The organism is Streptomyces sp. NPDC037401, assembly GCF_055602345.1.
The window spans coordinates 16594-31726 of the sequence record NZ_JBVJWO010000002.1; the positions used below are offsets into that span (position 1 = coordinate 16594).

12 protein-coding genes are annotated in these 15133 nt (G+C 74.8%); 4 read left to right on the forward strand and 8 right to left on the reverse strand.

Annotated features, from left to right (window positions below):
- Positions 1 to 21 precede the first annotated feature (21 nt).
- On the forward strand, positions 22 to 255 hold the full coding sequence (locus ACZ7H1_RS01600; protein WP_470782785.1) for a DUF397 domain-containing protein: 234 nt from the start codon (positions 22 to 24) through the stop codon (positions 253 to 255).
- Positions 256 to 343: 88 nt separating this feature from the next.
- Here the strand turns inward: ACZ7H1_RS01600 and ACZ7H1_RS01605 are convergent, their stop codons facing one another.
- The 4 genes from ACZ7H1_RS01605 to eccB all read right to left on the reverse strand — a co-directional run bounded on the left by ACZ7H1_RS01605 (position 344) and on the right by eccB (position 3950).
- Entirely contained in the window at positions 344 to 634 is a 291-nt protein-coding gene (locus tag ACZ7H1_RS01605; RefSeq protein WP_470782787.1) for a WXG100 family type VII secretion target, read from the reverse strand.
- Positions 635 to 676: 42 nt separating this feature from the next.
- Positions 677 to 1042: a WXG100 family type VII secretion target gene (locus ACZ7H1_RS01610; protein ID WP_470782788.1), complete on the reverse strand. Its 366-nt coding sequence runs from the start codon at positions 1040 to 1042 to the stop codon at positions 677 to 679.
- Positions 1043 to 1134: 92 nt separating this feature from the next.
- Complete coding sequence (gene mycP, locus ACZ7H1_RS01615; RefSeq protein WP_470782790.1) at positions 1135 to 2391, reverse strand: type VII secretion-associated serine protease mycosin; 1257 nt, start codon at positions 2389 to 2391, stop codon at positions 1135 to 1137.
- A gap of 14 nt (positions 2392 to 2405) precedes the next feature.
- Positions 2406 to 3950: a type VII secretion protein EccB gene (gene eccB, locus ACZ7H1_RS01620; RefSeq protein ID WP_470782792.1), complete on the reverse strand. Its 1545-nt coding sequence runs from the start codon at positions 3948 to 3950 to the stop codon at positions 2406 to 2408.
- A gap of 279 nt (positions 3951 to 4229) precedes the next feature.
- Between eccB and eccE the strand changes: the two genes are divergently transcribed.
- The 3 genes from eccE to ACZ7H1_RS01635 all read left to right on the forward strand — a co-directional run bounded on the left by eccE (position 4230) and on the right by ACZ7H1_RS01635 (position 8994).
- Positions 4230 to 5501 carry a type VII secretion protein EccE gene (gene eccE / locus ACZ7H1_RS01625; RefSeq protein ID WP_470782793.1) on the forward strand — a complete coding sequence of 424 codons (1272 nt, stop codon included), beginning with the start codon at positions 4230 to 4232 and terminating at the stop codon, positions 5499 to 5501.
- Positions 5501 to 6211 carry a hypothetical protein gene (locus ACZ7H1_RS01630; RefSeq protein WP_470782795.1) on the forward strand — a complete coding sequence of 237 codons (711 nt, stop codon included), beginning with the start codon at positions 5501 to 5503 and terminating at the stop codon, positions 6209 to 6211. The genes eccE and ACZ7H1_RS01630 overlap by 1 nt, the downstream gene beginning before the upstream one ends.
- A gap of 125 nt (positions 6212 to 6336) precedes the next feature.
- On the forward strand, positions 6337 to 8994 hold the full coding sequence (locus tag ACZ7H1_RS01635; protein WP_470782796.1) for an SCO5717 family growth-regulating ATPase: 2658 nt from the start codon (positions 6337 to 6339) through the stop codon (positions 8992 to 8994).
- Between the two features lie 76 nt (positions 8995 to 9070).
- Here the strand turns inward: ACZ7H1_RS01635 and ACZ7H1_RS01640 are convergent, their stop codons facing one another.
- The 4 genes from ACZ7H1_RS01640 to rbfA all read right to left on the reverse strand — a co-directional run bounded on the left by ACZ7H1_RS01640 (position 9071) and on the right by rbfA (position 15131).
- Positions 9071 to 10027, reverse strand: a complete 957-nt coding sequence (locus ACZ7H1_RS01640; RefSeq protein ID WP_470782798.1) for a bifunctional riboflavin kinase/FAD synthetase — start codon at positions 10025 to 10027, stop codon at positions 9071 to 9073.
- 63 nt (positions 10028 to 10090) lie between these two features.
- Positions 10091 to 13489: a trypsin-like peptidase domain-containing protein gene (locus ACZ7H1_RS01645; RefSeq protein ID WP_470782799.1), complete on the reverse strand. Its 3399-nt coding sequence runs from the start codon at positions 13487 to 13489 to the stop codon at positions 10091 to 10093.
- Between the two features lie 299 nt (positions 13490 to 13788).
- On the reverse strand, positions 13789 to 14694 hold the full coding sequence (gene truB / locus ACZ7H1_RS01650; RefSeq protein WP_470782801.1) for a tRNA pseudouridine(55) synthase TruB: 906 nt from the start codon (positions 14692 to 14694) through the stop codon (positions 13789 to 13791).
- Positions 14691 to 15131, reverse strand: a complete 441-nt coding sequence (gene rbfA, locus ACZ7H1_RS01655) for a 30S ribosome-binding factor RbfA (RefSeq protein WP_470782802.1) — start codon at positions 15129 to 15131, stop codon at positions 14691 to 14693. The genes truB and rbfA overlap by 4 nt, the downstream gene beginning before the upstream one ends.
- Positions 15132 to 15133 lie beyond the last annotated feature (2 nt).

Here is a 15133-nt window from a genome sequence, read left to right on the forward strand (position 1 = left end):
CCGCCGAAGGGAAACGCGCTGATGGCTGACGCACGCGAGAAGGACGAGCTGTACGCCCTCGACATCTCCGGGGTCGAGTGGCTCAGCGCGCCCGGCACGGAGGACCACGAGGAGCGGGTCGAGATCGCCCACCTGCCGGGCGGGGCCGTGGCCATGCGGTCCTCGCTGGACCCGGACACCGTGCTGCGCTACACGGAGGCGGAGTGGACGGCGTTCGTGCTCGGCGCGCGGGACGGGGAGTTCGACCTCACGTAGCCCGCGGCGGAAGACGGAGAAGACGGAGGGGCCCGGCACACGGTGCGTGTGCCGGGCCCCTCTGCCGTGCCCGTACGGGCGGCCGTGCTCAGACCATGCGGAAGCGGGCGGCGTTGCCCTTGTCCGTGTCCTGGTAGCCCACCAGGGAGCTGTCGAGCAGGTTGGCGATGTTGCCGAGCTTGGTGTTCATGCCGGCCATCTCCGTGGAGACCGTCTGCTGGATGTCGAGGTAGGCGGTCTTCGCCTCACCCTCCCAGGACTCGGCGACCTCCTTGACCTGCGCCATCAGCTGGTCGAGCTCCTGCGTGAGCTTCTGGGCGGTGCGGCGCACGTCGCCGGCCGCGGTTGCCACGGTGTCGTAGTTGACTGCGAGTGACATGTCGGTCTTCTCCCGTTGTTCGAGCGGCTGAGGGGGGCGTGGTCACATGTTGAGGATGGCGCTGCTGTTGCCGCCGCCCTCACCGCCGGCACTGACCTTGCGGATCTCGGCGATGCGGTCCTGCTCCTCGGCGTTGAAGCCCTTGACGCTCTGGCGCATGGCCTCTTCGAGCTCGATGAGCTTGCCCTTGATCTTCGCGAGGTGTTCGTTCACGCCGCGCTGCAGCTGGTCGTACTCCTGGCTCGCAGCGCCCTTCCAGCCCGCCTGGATCCGGTCGACCACGTCGTTCAGCGAATTGATCCGCGTCGAGAGCTCCGTGTGGTACGCGTTGATCTCCCCCGCGAGCTTTTGCTTCCTGACATCGTCGACTTGGAGGTTCATCGCCATGGTCGGTATCTCTCCCGTCATCACACTTGTGAAGTCCCCCGACACTTTAGCCACTTCATACGACAGGCCCAACAAGTACCCCGGGTAGGCGCGGCCTTCAACGACTGCAAAGCTCAGCGGCGCCTGCGTCGGGCGTCGCGCACGACGGTCGCCGTCCCGGCGATGACGGCGATCAGCACGGCCCCGATGCCCAGTGCGTAGGTGGCGTAGCGCTCGTCCCGCTCCTGTGCGGTTTCGGCCATGGCCAGCGCTGCGGGCTCCGGGGCGGCGGCCGCGGGCGGGCCGGGGTCCGCCGTCGGGGCCTCCTTGGGCGTCTGGTCCTCGGTGAGGGCCCGTACGGGGTCCACGATGCCCCAGCCGACGAAGCGGTCGTGACCGTTGACCGAGCGCTCGGCGGTCTGCTGGATCTGCGTGACGATCTGGCGCGGCGTCCAGTCCGGGTGCTTGGCCCTCAGGAGGGCGGCGACTCCGGCTACGTACGGCGCGGAGAAGCTGGTGCCGTTGTCGACGCACTGGCCGTTGCCGGGGACGGTGGAGACGATGTCGACGCCCGGGGCGGCCACGCCGACGAAGCCGCCGGACTGGGAGAACTCGGCGCGTTCGTTGTTGCGGTCCGAGGAGGCCACGGCCAGCACGCCGTCGAAGGCGGCCGGGTAGGTCTTCTTCTGCTCGCCGTCGAGGCCGTCGTTGCCGGCCGAGGCGACGATCACGATGCCCTGGCCGATGGCGCGCCGGACGGCCTCGGCGAGCGGGCCACTGGGCGAGAGCGGCTTGGCGGTGTCCTGCGAGATGTTGATGACGTGGGCCTTCTTGGCGACCGCGTGGTCGATGGCGTCGGCCATCGTCTTCGCGTTCCCGCTGTTGCGCTCGTCGTTCTGGCGGATCGGGATGACGGTGGCCTCGGGGGCGAGGCCCACGAATCCGGTGCCCGCGCGGGGACGGGCGGCGATCACGCCGGCGACCTTGGTGCCGTGGCCGACCCGGTCCTCCGTACCGTCCTTGGCCGGCTCCAGGAAGTCGCGGCCGGCGGAGGCGTCCACGGCGTCGCGCAGCTGCGGGTTGACCCGGTCGACACCGGTGTCGATGACGGCGACGCGGACGCCCTTGCCCTTGGTGTCCTGCCAGAGTTCGTCGAGCAGGACCCGCTGGAGCGCCCAGGGGCGGCCGGCGATCTGCTTCTTCATCGGGAAGGTGCAGGCGCCGGAGCCGTCGAGGGCGAGCGGCCCGCCGTCCGCTGCGGCGGGGGCGGCGGACGCGGCGGCGGGGGCGGCGGACGCGGCGGCGAGCAGGGCGGCGAGCAGGGCGGCTGCGGGCCGGGCCAGGGGCCCGGGCGTGCGCTGGGGCGCCGGACGGGGCATCGCAGTGGGCATGGCGGCGGCGGTCCTCACGAGCCCTGCGGCTGGCGCGCGCTGTTGGTGTCCAGGCGGGGGCCCTTCGAGAGGAACTCCGACCAGGCGATGGGCACGGGGACGGGGACGACCTTGCCGTAGCCGAGCCGGATCTGCGCCTGGCTGGCCTCCGGGCGCGGGTCGTCACCGGTGCCGGGGGCGTCGGCGCCGATCTTCGAACGGTCCGCGTCGCTGTCGCCGTTGGCCTGGACGGCGTACCGCAGTCCGGTGTCGGTCAGCAGGAACAGCGAGCCGTCCGGGCTGGTGCCCTGGACCTGGGTGTACAGCAGGCCGGTGCCGGGCGTGACGTACGTGCTGCTTCCGCTGGCGGTGATGTCGACGGGGAATCCGGTGCCCGCCCAGGTGCTGAGGGTGGCGCGGCCGCGGCCGTCGACCTGGCGCAGCACGGTGCAGACGGTGTCGCGGGCCGCGGGGTCCGCGGCTCCGGTCCCGGCGGCCGCGGACCGGTTGACCTGCTCGGCCTTGCGCTGCGGCCAGCGGGCGTTGCCGGCGAAGGCGGCGCGGGCCGGGTCGAGGGACTGCAGGTCGACGTCGCGGGCCTGGCCGTTCATGTCGAGCCGGTCGGTCGCCGGGGAGTGGATGAGCAGCCAGGCGGTGAACTCGGAGACCGGGCGGACCTTGCCGGGCAGGACCACGTAGTGCTGGGGGCCGGAGCCGGTGGTGGCGCGGAGCACCATGCCCACGCGGTTGTTGGCGGTGGCGAGCCCGGGGACGCGGGCGTCCGATCCGGGGGCGTCGGGCAGTTCGGGGAAGGCGAGCGGGGTGCCCGCGTGCAGGGTGTCGAGCCATTCGGCCGTGACGGGCTGCGGGGGCACGTCGCCGACGAGGGCGCGGATGAGGGTCCTGCGGTCCTCCTTCGCCCCCGCGACGGGGTACTTGCTCCCGGCCGCGTCGACGAGGTAGCGGACCTTGTCCGGCCCCTGGACGTACAGCACTTCGGCGTCGCCGAGGCGGCGGGCGTCGTCGGTCAGCGCGGCCTCGCGGCTGGCGAGGACGAACGTCGCGCTCTGCACGCCCCTGCCGTTGCCGCCGGGCTGCTGGCACACGGCCCAGCGCTTGGCGGTGCCGGCGTCGCTCTCGGACGGCAGCCGGTCGGGGGCGTACGGGATGCCGAGGATCGGGCCGCGCGGGGGCTTGCCCGCGTCGAGGACTTCGTCGCTGACCTGGATGACGTCGAACTTGCTCGGATCCAGGACGAGTCGGGCCGAGGACAGGTTGAGCACCGGGTGCAGCCGGCGCTTCCCGTCCGTCTCCAGGACGACGTAGCGGGTGGTGGACTCCTTGCCCACGATGACCTTGGCCCCCGCCTCGTCCCAGCCCTTGGGGGCCTTGGGGCTGAACATGCCCCAGGCGCCGAAGCCCGCGAGCACGAGGGCCGCCACGACCAGGCCGGGGACGACCGCGCGCAGCGGCCGCGGAGCGCCTTCCTCGGTGCCGGTGGCGGAGGGCTGGAGGAACGCGGCCACCGTCCGCTTCTTCGCAAAGGTGTACGCGTTGAGCTCGTCGCGCCGTGATGCCATGACCGCCTGCTTCTCCCCCGCACGGCCCGGTCGGTGGGTACGGTCCCCGGGCCTCGATTTCCAGACCGGGGACCTACTATGCCCGTTGACCGACGGTGCCGGTGGGGCGGGTAGGGTGAGGGCGCGGCCCAGTGCCTCCCGTACCGGGGTATTCAGGGTTCTCAGGGTTCATTGGGGCGGAATGGGGAGATTCCGGGGATGCGCGGGGCCCGTACGGGCAGCCGCGCCGTCGCCGACGTTCTCCCGTGTCCCGTCCGGGGAAGGGGAGGTGCGCGGGTGATGGCCACCGCGACAGAGCCGCGGTCCGTCGGGACCGCACCGCCGCGTGACGGGGTGTCGCCGCATCCGAAGTCGGCTCCCGGCCGGTTCGGGCCGTTCCGATTGCAACAGGTCGTGCTGCTCGAACTGGCCGCCGCGCTGCTGCTGACGGCCGCCGCGGTCGACCCGCTGCTCCTCGTGCCGGCGGGCGTGCTGGCCGCCGTACTGCTGCTGCTCGCCGTCGTGCGCCGGCACCAGCGGTCGCTGCCCGAATGGATCGGCTCCGCCCTGGCGTTGCGGGCGCGCCGCCGCCGGGCGGCCGCCTTCTCCGTGCCCGCGGGCACCGAACCGGGGCTGGCGCCCGTGGTGGAGTGCGACCCGGCGCTGCGTACGTACACCTTCAGCGACCGGGAGCGGCGGCCGGTCGGGATGATCGGCGACGGCACCTTCCTGACGGTGCTGCTCCAGGTCGACACCGACGCGACCGCACTGCGGCCGGACCGTGCGGCGCGGCCGCTGCCGCTGGCGCTGGTGCGCGAGGTGCTGGAGACGGACGGGATCCGCCTGGAGTCCGCGCAGCTCGTGCAGCACACGCAGCCGGCGCCGGCCCCGCACCTGCCCCAGCAGGCGATGGCCGCCCGCAACTACGCCCCGCTGCAGGCCAGTACGGGCACGCCCGCGGTGCGGCTGACGTGGATCGCGCTGAAGCTCGACCCGGAGCTGTGCCCGGAGGCCGTGGCCGCGCGCGGCGGCGGGCTGGCGGGCGCGCAGCGGTGTGTGGTGCGGGCGGCGGACCAGCTGGCGAGCCGGCTGGCGGGGGCCGGGTTCCGGGCGACCGTGCTGACCGAGCAGGAGCTGACGGCGGCGCTGGCGACGTCCTCGTGCGCGAACCCGATGGCGATCACGCAGGCGGGCCGCTCGGGCACGCCGGGGCGGCGCACGGACGAGACGGCGCGCACGTGGCGGTGCGACGACCGCCGGCACACGACGTACTGGGTGGCCCGCTGGCCCCAGTTGGGCGGGGCGGCCGCCCCGCTGCCGCAGTTCGTCGCGCTGCTGACGTCGATCCCGGCGCTGGCGACGAACTTCAGCCTGACGCTGGCGGCGGGCGAGCGGCAGGAGGTGACGGTGACGGGACACGTGCGGATCACCGGGCGCAGTGACGAGGAGCTCGTCGCGGCCCGGCGCGAACTGGAACGGACGGCGCGGGGCGTGAAGACGGGTCTGGTCCGGCTGGACCGCGAACAGCTGCCGGGCGTACTGGCCTCGCTGCCGCTGGGAGGTGCGCGCTGATGGCCGTACGACGGAGCGTGGGGTACGGCCTGGTCGGCCCGCGCCGGGACCGGCACGCGGTGGGCGCTGCTGAACTGGACGCGCTGGCACTGCCCGTGGGCGACGACGGCGTGGTGATCGGCGTGGACGCGGAGGGCCGCCCCGCGGTGCTCGGCATCAACCGCCCGACGCCGTACGACGTCACGCTCGTCGGCGGGCTCTGGACGGCGCAGGTGCTCGCGCTGCGGGCGGCCGCGACGGGCGCCCGGGTGGCGGTGGAGACGGGCCGCGCCCAGGTGTGGAACGCGCTGGCGCAGGCGGCGGGCGGCGGGCAGCAGTGCGTGACCCTGCACGACGTGGGCCGGGTCCCGCCGCAGGGCGCGTCGGCGGGCAGTCCGGTGCTGGTGGTCCGGGACTGCGGGATGCGGCCGCCGCGCGGCCGGGTGGTGGCCGGGCCCTGGCAGTCGGTCGTGACCCTGCTGCCCTTCCTGAGCCCGGCGGCACCGAGGCTGCTGGAGCAGTCGGCGCTGGTGGGCGTGCAGCGGGTGTCGCCGGACGAGGCGGAACAGGTCGGCCGCCTGATGAACCTCCCGAGGGGGGCGGTGGATTCACTGCCGACCCTGGGCGACGGGGTCACCCTGTGGTGCACGGCGCGGGACCGGCAGTTCGTGATGACGCAGGGGACGGAGGCCGAGACGGGCCTGCTGGGAGCGGCCCGGCGGATCGACTAGCGGACGCGCCCCGGGGTCCTCGGCCAGGCCGAGCGGGACCGGCGCGACCGGGGGCCCGATTAGGCTGACCGTGGGCGCGCCGCCCGGGTGCGGGGCGCCGGTACGCGAAGAGACCAGGAGGAGCAGTGGACGGCGATCGGAACGAGAGCCGCGGCGGGGCGTGGGACGTCCCGACGGACGATCAGTCCGACGCGGAGCCCGAGCTGACGGGCGAGTTCACCATCGACTACACGCCGCCGGCCTGGTACACGCAGGGTGCCCCGGCGGTGCCGCCGGCGCCGTCGTCGGCGGTTCCCGGCCTCCCGCCGGGCAGCGGCTTCGAGCACTGGACCACGCCTCCCCCGGGCTCCCAGACCCCGGGCCCGCCGCCGTACCCGACCCGCGCGGAGGCGCCCACGGCGCAACCGGCCCGTGTGGACACGCCGGAGGCGCCCGGCACGCCCGTGGCGTACCCGGCCCACATGGACACGCCGGACACGCCGGACACGCCGAACACGCCGGTGGCGTATCCGGACCGGGTGGAGACGCCGGAAACCCCCGTCGCGCCTGCGGCCTACCCGGCCCGCCCGGAGACGCCCGGCGCACCGCAGGCACCCGCGGGGTACCCGGACCGGGTGGCAGCGCCGGAGGCGCCGCACGCGCCCGTGGCACACCCGGCCGGCGCACAGACGCCCGAGGCACCCCTCCCGCCTGCGGCCTACCCGGCCCACATGGACACGCCGGAGGCGCCGAACACGCCGGTGGCGTACCCCGATCGGGCGGAGACGTCTGGCGCACCCTTCCCGCCTGCGGCTTACCCGGCCCATGCGGAGACGCCGGACGTGCCGAACACGCCGATGGCGTACCCGGATCGGTTGGAGAACCCTGGCGCACCCGTCCCGCCCGCGGCCTACCCGGCGCCGGAGGCGCCCGGCACGCCCGTCGCGTCGCCGGTCCGCCCGGAGGTGCCTGAGGCGCCCGCAGCGCCGCTGTCCGTGGCCAAGGCCGCTCCGGCGCCCGACCCGGGACCGGCCGCTGCTGCCGCACCGGAGCCGGCGCCCTCGCCGTACGCACCCGGTCCCGGCCTCGAGCCCGTACCTGCGCCTGCACCTGCCGTTGCCGCATCGGCGCCGCACGCGCCGGACGCCGAGCCCGTTCCCGCGCCGGTCGAGCACGTGGCGCCCGCAGCAGCTCCGTACGCGCCGGGTCCCGAGCCCGTACCGACTCCGTACCCGGCGGCGCCCGCGTCCGAGTCCGGGCGCGGCGACACGGGGGATCCGGCCTCTCCGCCGACCATGCGGATCCCTCCGGTGACCGCCACGGGTGAACGCGCCGCCGCCGGTGACACCGGTACGGGTGAACTCCCCCCGCCCCCGCCCGTCCACCCCTCGGCCCCGGCGGCGCCCGCGGGCTACGGGTTCCCGCCGGCGCCCGAAGCGCCGGTTGCCGGAACCCCCTGGCCCCAGCAGGGCGCCCCGCACGCTCCGGGACCGGTCCCGCCCGGCGTCGACCCGCGCAGCACCGACCCGCGGACCGGCGCCCAGTGGCCCCACTCCTCCGCGCCCGGCCCCGTCGCACCCGGCCCCGTCGCGCCCGACGCCCGGCAGCGGTCCGGCCCGGGAACGCCGCTCGGCTACACCGCGGCGGTCGAGCTGTCCTCGGACCGGCTGCTGCGCAACAAGCAGAAGCCCAAGAGCACCCGCGGCGGCGCAGGCCTGTTCCGGTTCGGCGGCAAGGCGGCGGAGGCCGAGCGCCAGCGCAAGCTGGAGCTGATCCGCACCCCCGTCATGTCCTGCTACCGGATCGCCGTCATCAGCCTCAAGGGCGGCGTCGGCAAGACCACGACCACCACCGCACTGGGCGCCACGCTCGCCACCGAACGCCAGGACAAGATCCTCGCGATCGACGCGAACCCGGACGCCGGCACCCTCGGTCGCCGGGTGCGCCGCGAGACCGGCGCCACCATCCGCGACCTGGTCCAGGCGATCCCGTACCTGAACTCGTACATGGACATCAGGCGGTTCACCTCCCAGGCCCCCTCCGGCCTGGAGATCATCGCCAACGACGTCGACCCGGCCGTCTCGACGACCTTCAACGACGAGGACTACCGCCGCGCGATCGACACCCTCGGCAAGCAGTACCCGATCATCCTCACCGACTCGGGCACCGGGCTCCTCTACTCCGCCATGCGCGGAGTGCTCGACCTCGCCGATCAGCTGATCATCATCTCCACGCCCTCCGTGGACGGCGCCAGCAGCGCCAGCACCACGCTCGACTGGCTCTCCGCCCACGGGTACGCCGACCTGGTCTCCCGCTCGCTCACGGTCATCTCCGGTGTGCGCGAGACCGGCAAGATGATCAAGGTCGACGACATCGTGCAGCACTTCGAGACCCGCTGCCGCGGGGTCGTCGTCGTGCCGTTCGACGAACACCTCGCCGCGGGCGCGGAGGTCGACCTCGACATGATGCGGCCCAAGACGCGCGAGGCGTACTTCCACCTCGCCACGCTGGTGGCCGAGGACTTCGTACGGGCGCAGCAGGCCAACGGCCAGGGGATGTGGGGGCATCCGCAGCAAGGGCTGCCCCGGCAGGGGCACGCTCCACAAGGGCATCCGCAGCAGGGACGGCCCCACCCCGGCGTGCCGGCTCAGCAGGGCGGCCCCGCCCATCCGTACCCGCCGCAGCCGTACACCTCACAGCCCCCGGCCCAGCAGCCGCAGACACAGCCCCAGCCACACAGCCCGTACGGCCCGCCCCCGCAGGGCTACGGCTGGCCCCAGCAGCCGCCGCCCGCGCAGCAGTGAGCAGTGCAACGGCAGAGGGCCCGTACCGTCCGGATGGACGGTACGGGCCCTCTGCCCGACGCCTCTGCCCTGCGGGTCAGCTCCGCGCGTCGTACGCGTCCGTCAGGGTCCGTGCCCGCTTCACGTCGTCCGCGATCGCCTCGAGCAGGCCTTCCAGCGACTCGAACTTGGCCATCCCGCGCACGTACGCGAGGAAGTCCACGGTCACGTGCAGCCCGTACAGGTCCAGCCCGACCCGGTCGATGGCGTACGCCTCCACGGTCCGCTCGGTCCCGTCGAACTGCGGGTTCGTGCCCACCGAGATCGCCGCGGGCATCCGCTCGCCGTCCGCCGTCAGCCACCCCGCGTACACGCCGTCCGCCGGGATCGCCGTGTGCGGCAGGGTCTCGACGTTCGCCGTCGGGTAGCCCAGCTCGCGACCGCGCTGCGCGCCGCGCACCACGACGCCCTCGACGCGGTGCGGCCGCCCGAGGATCTCGGCCGCGCCGTCCATGTCGCCCTCGGCGACCAGCCGGCGGGTCAGCGTGGACGAGAACGGCACGCCGCCGCCCGCCTCGCCGCGCACGAACAGGTCCACGACCTCGACCTCGTAGTCGTACGTCGCGCCCAGCTCGGCCAGGTACGCGGTGTTGCCCGCCGCCTTGTGGCCGAAGCGGAAGTTCGGGCCCTCGATGACGACCCTCGCGTGCAGGGCCTCGACGAGCACCTTCACGATGAAGTCGGCCGGGGACAGCTGCGAGAACTCCGCCGTGAACGGCAGGATCAGCAGCGCGTCCACGCCCAGGCCCGCCATCAGCTCGGCCCGGCGGTGGTGCGGCGCGAGCAGCGGCGGGTGGCTGCCCGGCCGGACGACCTCGCTGGGGTGCGGGTCGAAGGTGACGACGACGGACGGCACGCCGAGCTCGCGCGCGCGGGCCACGGCCCGCCCGATGATCAGCTGGTGGCCCCGGTGCACGCCGTCGTACGAGCCGATGGTGACGACGCTGCGTCCCCAGTCCTGGGGGATGTCCTCCAAGCCACGCCAGCGCTGCACTGTGACCGCTCCTCGCCCGAACCCTGTAGTGAATCCTGATTTCCGCACTCGCGCATGGCGCGATTACGCAGGACTAAGACTGCCATGCCCATGGTCCTCGGCCCTCATCGGCATCGGCCCGAGCTCGCCGCCGTCCGCTCCCGCCAGGGTCTCCACCATCCGCCGGGCGCTCGGGCCGAGCATCGCGGCCCATTCCTGCGGCTGCGCGGCCAGCCACTGGGCCAGCAGCCCGGCGAAGCCGGGTACCTCCCGGGCCAGGTCCACGAGCCTGCGGTCCAGCACGGCGGCCCCTTCGGGCGTCCGTACGAGCAGCCTGCCGGTACGGCGGACCAGCTCCCGGGTCGCGTCCGGGCTCCGGGCCCCCGCGCCCCGCGCCGCCGCGCACAGCACGGCGTCCAGGACCTCCTGCTGCTCCTCGCCCTCCAGCAGCAGGCCGAGCAGTTCGTCGCGCAGCGGCCGGGAGGCCTCGGTGCCCGGCGCCGCGAGGACCGGCGCCAGGGCGCGGCGCACGGCTGCCCGCCTGCGCAGCAGGCCGACGACCAGGGGGAAGAGCTCGGGGCGGGCGGCCGGTCCGTGCTCCAGCCGCCGGTCGACGAAGGCGGCGGTGTGCGCAGCGCCCTCGGGGCGCAGGTCCAGGTACTCCCGTACGAGGGCCGCGGCGCGCCGGGCCGGGCCCGGGTCGGTCACCTCGGCCAGCGCCCGGACCACCTGCCCGGCCGCCCCGCCCGGTGCGCGCAGCCGGTCGCGGAAGGCGGTGAACACGGGCTCGGGGTGGGTGGGCAGGGCCGCGACGAGCGCGTCGGCGGGCAGCGTGCGGTCGCCGGCCGCGAACCGCTCCAGGGCTCCCGGGAGGTGGTCGGAGCGGGTGTCGGGGTCGCGGACGAGCACGGCGAGCGCGGCTCCGTGCAGGGTGGCGTCGTCGGGGCGGCCCAGCAGGGCGAGCGCGGCGTGGCGAAGCAGCTCGCGGTCGGCTCCGGTGACGACGTGCGGGGCGGTCGCCAGGCCGTACGCGGCGGCGGCGACGCGGCGCTCGGGGCGGGGGTCGCGGGACCAGCGGTCCACCGCCCGGCACAGTGCGGAGGGCTCCTCCTCGGCGAGGGCGGCGAGGAGTTCGTCGGCGCGCGGGTGGGCGCAGTCGACGAGGGTTTCGGCGAGGTCGTCGACGGCGAGCCGGCGGTGGGTGTGCAGGAGGGCCTGGGCGGCGGTGGCGACGGTCGCGCCGGGGCGGCCGCGGAGCGTGCGCTCGTCGTCGAACCACCGGCACAGCAGCGGCTGCACGGTACGCGGGTCGCGTGCGAGGCGACGCCCGGCGGCGTCGATGAACCGGTCCGGTGCTTCGGGGGCGCCGGGCGGCTCCGGCAGCGGGTCCGAGGGCAGGAGCCGGCGCAGCAGGTCCAGGCGTACGGGCTCCGCGACGGGGAGGCGGTTCCAGAACCAGCCGCCGAACTCGCCGGGGCCGCAGTGCGCGACGTACTCGGCCAGCGCGTGGAGCACCGGCAGGTACGGTTCGGCGTCGGCGCAGCGCAGCAGCACCTCCTGGAGCAGCCGCGACGCCCACCACGCGGCGTCCTCGCCGGGGTCGCCGCCCAGGGCCCCGACCAGGCCGGTCAGGTGCGGGGCCAGGGTCCCGGCGGCGCACTGGCGCAGGGCCTCCAGGACCGGGCCGATCCGGTGCCGGGGCACCGGCAGCGAGCCGCCCGCGCCGCCGCCCGCCCCGTGGACCAGTGCACCGAGGGCCGTCGGCACGTCCAGGTGGCCGCCCTGGAGCCAGTCGCCGAGCTCCTCGTGGGCGAATCGGTAGCCCGGCCCTGCCGGGACCAGCAGCCCTTCGGTGAGCACGGCCGGGGCCCAGCCCGACCGCCAGGGGAAGAGGTCCTCGAAGGCTTCGCGGTCCAGTTCGCCCTGGCCGGGGCCCAGGCAGCGGCGGGCGGCCTCGTGGACGTGCCCGGACACCCGGGCGGCGAGTCTGCGCACGGCGGAGCCGCGCAGCGGCGGGGACTCCCCCGAGGCCAGGCGGACCGCGATCCGCAGGCACATCAGGTCGAGGTGGGCCGTGAAGATCCCGTCGCGGTCCGGCCGGCCGTCGGTGACCCCGGCGGCCCTGATCTCTGCCAGCAGCCTCAGCGTGAGCGGGTGGGCGGCGTCCGCGCCGGACAGGGCTCCGTCGGGGATGCCGAAGCGGGCGCGGGCCCGGGCGGCCTGGGGCGGGGTCAGGTCCCCGAGCCGCAGCGCAGGCGGCAGCCGGCGGGCGGGCCGCGCCGGGCGGTGCAGGGCGTCGGCGGGGTAGAGGGCACCGGCCCGCTCCCAGTGCTCGGGCCGGCAGGCCACGACCAGGCGCACGCCGGTGCCCCGCAGCCACTCGACCGTGCCGGCCGTCCACTGCGGAAGCCGGTGGGCCAGGACCGGGGGCATCTCCTCGGGGCCGTCGAGCAGGACGAGCAGGGGCCGTCCGGCGGCCCGCGCGAGTGCGGCGATCCGGGCGGGGGTGGCGGCGGCCATGTCGCCCTCGGCTCCGGAGGCGGCGAGGATCCGGCCCGCCTCGGCGAGGGCGCGGGCCACGGCGTCGGCGGCCGAGCCGTCCGTGCCGCGCAGATCGGCGCCGCGCAGCCACAGGGTGGGGGCCGGTTCGGCGCCGCTGGCGCGCCGGCCGGCGAGGGCGGCCAGCTCGGTGGTCCGGCCGGTTCCGGGATCCCCGGCGAGCCCGAAGACGTGGGCGGCTCCGGTTTCGAAGGCCGTGAACTCCCTGACGACGTCGGGGCGTTCGACCGGTTCGCGCCAGGCCCGCGGGCTGCCGACGGATCCGACGGAGGTCGCGGTGAGCTGCAGGGCCCCGGCGAGGTTGAGATCGTCGCCGTATCCGGGCACGGTGGCGGCGTTGCGGTCCAGCAGCAGGGCGAGCGGCCCTTCGGGGTCGGCGGCCGCGGCGGCCCGCAGCGGTACGGCGAACCCGGCCGAGCGGTGTTCCGTGTGCAGGGCGGTGCCCAGGACCGCGATCACCGCTCCGGTCCCGGCGTCGAGCACGGGTCCCCCGCAGGCCTCGCCGCCCAGCCGCAGGGCGTCGCTGCCGTCGGTGCCGATGGCCAGCTCCAGGGCCGTGCCGAGCAGGTGGTAGCGGTCGGTCGCGGTGTAGGTGACCGCCGACTCGCCCAGGACCCGGGCCTGCCGCCAGCCGCGGGCGGCCAGGCGCACGTACGTGCCGGGCTGGATGCGCTCGCGCGGGCTGACCGGCAGCGGCCGCAGTCCCAGCCCGTCGGTGCGGACCAGTGCGAGGCCCGACTCCGGCAGCGGGACGATCGCCTCCGCCTCGGCCAGCCAGGTGCGCTCGCCGCGGCCGTGCAGCACCAGGCGGACGAGCCCGTCCACGGCCTCGTGGCTGGTGACCACGGTCCCGCGGTCGTCGGCGACGAATCCGCTGCCGCGCGCCCTCCCGGCGAGATCACAGATCCTGACCAGCGTCTCCATCGCCGAACCTCTCCGCCGTACCACGTAGGGCAGAAGGCTGCTCGGCAAAGATCAGCGGAAAGCACCGGAGACAAAAGCGCCCCCTTGCGCTCCCTCCATTCACTCCGAGCGCCTGCTCGGTCGGGTGAATAACGGGTGCCGGATGGATAGACACCGTGACGGGGGTGCGAGGGGGATCGTGGAGCGGTGAGCGTCACAGGGGGGTGCGCTCACCGCTCCACGGCTGTCCGGGACCCGCGGCCGGGCCGGGCCGGGCCGACCTGATCGAGTCAGGTCGGGTCAGGTCAGGTCAGGTCGGGTCAGACGAAGACCGCGAGGGACTTCGCCTTGCCGCCCTTGTTCTCGACGAGGGCCAGCAGGCGTCCGTCCGGCGCGAAGACCGCGACGGTGCTGCCCGCGGCGTACACGTCCGGCATCTCCAGCCGTACGCCGTTGCCCAGCAGCCGGGCCCGCTTCTCGTCGAGGTCCCAGCGCGGGTAGGCCGCGCCGGCCGCCTCGGCGATCGGCATGACCGTCAGCTCCTCCTGGAGCTGGTCGAGCGTGCGGGCCTTGTCGAGCTTGTACGGGCCGACCCGGGTGCGCCGCAGCGCGGTCAGGTGGCCGCCCACACCGAGGTCCGCACCGAGGTCGCGGGCGATGGCGCGGATGTACGTACCGCTGGAGCAGACCACGGAGACGACGAGGTCGACGACCTTCGTGCCGTCCTCGGCCTCCGCGTCGCGCATGTCGTACACCTGGAACGAGGAGATCGTGACCGGCCGGGCCGGGATCTCGAAGTCCTCGCCGTCACGGGCCCGCTTGTAGGAACGGACGCCGTCGATCTTGATGGCGCTGACCTTGGACGGGACCTGCATGATCTCGCCGGTCAGCTTGGCGATGCCGGCGTCGACGGCCTCGCGGGTGACCCCGGAGGCGTCGGCGGAGGACGTGATGTCGCCTTCGGCGTCGTCCGTCAGCGTGGTCTGGCCGAGGCGGATCGTACCGAGGTACTCCTTCTCGGTCAGCGCCAGGTGGCCGAGGAGCTTGGTGGCCTTCTCGACCCCGAGCACGAGCACGCCCGTGGCCATGGGGTCGAGGGTGCCCGCGTGCCCGACGCGGCGGGTCCTGGCGATCCCGCGCATCTTGGCCACGACGTCGTGCGAGGTGAAGCCGGACGGCTTGTCGACGATGACAAGGCCGTCCGGCGTCCGCTGTACGTTGCTCATTCGGCGGCTTCGTCCTCGCCCGGCTTCTTGTACGGGTCGGCGTCGCCGGCGTACGTCGCACCCGACGAGGCCTGCCGCACCTCGGCGTCGGAGGCACGTGCCTGGTCGAGGAGGTCCTCGATGGTCTTCGCGGTCTCCGGGAGGGCGTCCGCCACGAAGGTCAGGGTCGGCGTGAACTTGATGCCCGCCGCCTGGCCGACCGCGGAGCGCAGGATGCCCTTGGCGCTCTCCAGCCCCTTGGCCGCGGCCTCCCGCTCCTCGTCGTCGCCGTAGACCGTGTAGAAGACCGTGGCCTCCCGCAGGTCACCGGTGACCCGGGTGTCGGTGATCGTCACGTGCGTACCGAGGCGCGGGTCCTTGATACCGCGCTGCAGCTTCTGGGCGACCACCTCCCGGATGAGGTCCGCCAGCTTCTTCGCCCGCGCGTTGTCGGCCACTG

Coding starts and splice junctions, on each gene's coding strand:
- eccE (WP_470782793.1), top strand. CDS start 4,230: ATGGCCACCGCGACAGAGCCGCGGTCCGTCGGGACCGCACCGCCGCGT.
- eccB (WP_470782792.1), bottom strand. CDS start 3,950: ATGGCATCACGGCGCGACGAGCTCAACGCGTACACCTTTGCGAAGAAG.
- truB (WP_470782801.1), bottom strand. CDS start 14,694: ATGAGCAACGTACAGCGGACGCCGGACGGCCTTGTCATCGTCGACAAG.
- ACZ7H1_RS01630 (WP_470782795.1), top strand. CDS start 5,501: ATGGCCGTACGACGGAGCGTGGGGTACGGCCTGGTCGGCCCGCGCCGG.
- ACZ7H1_RS01605 (WP_470782787.1), bottom strand. CDS start 634: ATGTCACTCGCAGTCAACTACGACACCGTGGCAACCGCGGCCGGCGAC.
- mycP (WP_470782790.1), bottom strand. CDS start 2,391: ATGCCCACTGCGATGCCCCGTCCGGCGCCCCAGCGCACGCCCGGGCCC.
- ACZ7H1_RS01600 (WP_470782785.1), top strand. CDS start 22: ATGGCTGACGCACGCGAGAAGGACGAGCTGTACGCCCTCGACATCTCC.
- ACZ7H1_RS01610 (WP_470782788.1), bottom strand. CDS start 1,042: ATGACGGGAGAGATACCGACCATGGCGATGAACCTCCAAGTCGACGAT.
- ACZ7H1_RS01645 (WP_470782799.1), bottom strand. CDS start 13,489: ATGGAGACGCTGGTCAGGATCTGTGATCTCGCCGGGAGGGCGCGCGGC.